At 60.7% G+C, this 1847-nt stretch carries 2 protein-coding genes; both read left to right on the top strand.

The genetic code is table 11. The features are described 5' to 3' along the window. The first annotated feature begins 97 nt into the window (after window positions 1-97). Window positions 98-340, top strand: coding sequence for an ATP dependent DNA ligase (locus RSO01_RS50245; protein WP_373868008.1), 243 nt, complete (start codon window positions 98-100; stop codon window positions 338-340). 128 nt (window positions 341-468) lie between these two features. Further along, window positions 469-816: a hypothetical protein gene (locus RSO01_RS46620; RefSeq protein WP_147157453.1), complete on the top strand. Its 348-nt coding sequence runs from the start codon at window positions 469-471 to the stop codon at window positions 814-816. Window positions 817-1847: the final 1031 nt, after the last annotated feature.

Here is a 1847-nt window from a genome sequence, read left to right as displayed (position 1 = left end):
AAGTCGGAAAGGATGTCGGCAACGTGCGCAACAACAAGCCCGAGCTACTGGAGCGCGTTGCGCTTATCTAACAGATGGTTGTCGGCATGCGGGCGCGCTGAAGCCGCTGGCAGTGCCGAAGATGCCCCTTGCCGAGCCGCCGCCACGCGACAGCCGATTCGGCTCGCCGCTAAAGCTATCCAAGGTGCACTGGGTGAAGCCTGAACTGATCGTCGAGGTGACGTATCTCACCTGGACCGAGGACAACCTACTGCGGCAGGTCTCATACCAATCGCAGCGAGAGGACAAGCCAGCGAGGCAGGTGGTGCGATTGGTTCCGCATCCCCCGAGAAGGCGTTAGCGGGCCTTCCAAGCTTGGCTGCGCCGAAGTGGCAGCCGGCAACCTATTCAATGCTCAGACCGTTTCCTGTTCTTAAAACGATGGAATCATCGAGCAGTGGGGACGTTCAAACGCCTGGAGGCATAGAGATGTTGAGGCTCTTTCCGAGACTAATGCTGGTTGTGGGCATCGGCATGGCCGGTGCGGCATGCCAGCCAGCACCGACGGGCTACGGCAACCCGTATTACAACAGCGGCTACAACAATCCCGCCCCTGCTCCATCACAGTATGGCTATTCGGTGCCTGCGCCGAACTACTACGGCAATCAGCAAGGGAATTACGGCCAATACAACCAAGCTGACGGCCGTCGCTACACCACAGTGGCCGTGACGAACCGCGGCCAGAACGGGTATCGGGACGACGTCGTTCAGCAGCAGGTCGTCTGCGGAAGCCAGTACTACGACGGCTACCGTACCCGCACCGCACCGCGGTGCTGATCGCAGCCAGGCGCGCGTTGACGTATCGATGTGACCTATAGAAAAGCCGCTCCTCAACCTTGCCGTAGCCTTCTCAGCACGGCGACCACTCGCGAGGAGCGAGCCGCAATGAGCATCGCGGACCGCGCCCGCCTCGTCTACCACCTACGTGGGCCCATCGGGCAATGCTACGACGGTCACGACGCCCGCCCCTGCGGCTTCCACGACAGTCTACACACGCTAACGCCGTGTTCCGCCCCCCGCAGCCGTCTTGCTGAAACAACTTCGACGACGGCCTCGAATTCTCTGCAAGAGCCTGGAGAGTGAACGCTGGGCGTCGACATAAAATCTGTCGAAATCGGCGCCCTTCTTGGCGGCGAGGTCGTCAATAATGGCCGGGTGTCCTTATCCTCCTAGCCCGACTCTAACCGCCCGCGGCCGGATGGGCCTCCTTATTTAGAGACGTACATAAGAAACCTGTTTCTCCTCGTCGCGTTCGGATGTCTTGCTCCTGCGGCCTGCGAAAAGAGGCTTTCCGGCAATTGGCCATATGATCCAAGCCTACCAGCAGACCGAGCGCCGCCAGTAGGTACGAATAACCGGCATCGCCGACGCCTGCTCCTACATGAAGGCTGGGCTAAGCGCCGGCTCACGAGCTGCCCAGGGTGCACTGGTGAATCCCGCAGTGGTCCAAGTCACGTATCTGACGTGGCGGAGAAGAACCTGCTGCGGTAGGTCTCCTATCAAGGCCAGGGAGAAGACAAGCCGGCACGGGCTACTCCTCACCGTCACGGGCGTTGATGGCGCTTGGTGGGCGCATTGCCTCTGCCAGAGCGCCTATAAGGAGGCACAACGACTGCGTGTCATGGTGGATCCACCCCCGTACCCGCCGAAGTACCCACTTTTGCGTGGCATTCCGTGTCAACCGCCGACATCGGCCGGCAGCGTCACAGGCCCTCCCGAGCATTGCCGCATCGACACTTTGGCAGCCCTTGGCGTTGAATGGCAACGCGCTCTAAGCTTCTGTTCATGAAGCTCGTGTTCAACCGCCC

This window comes from Reyranella soli (assembly GCF_007992495.1).
GTDB classification, from domain to species: Bacteria; Pseudomonadota; Alphaproteobacteria; order Reyranellales; family Reyranellaceae; genus Reyranella; species Reyranella soli.
The sequence above is the reverse complement of the archived record's forward strand: the minus strand, read 5'-3'. Positions and strand labels throughout refer to the sequence as shown.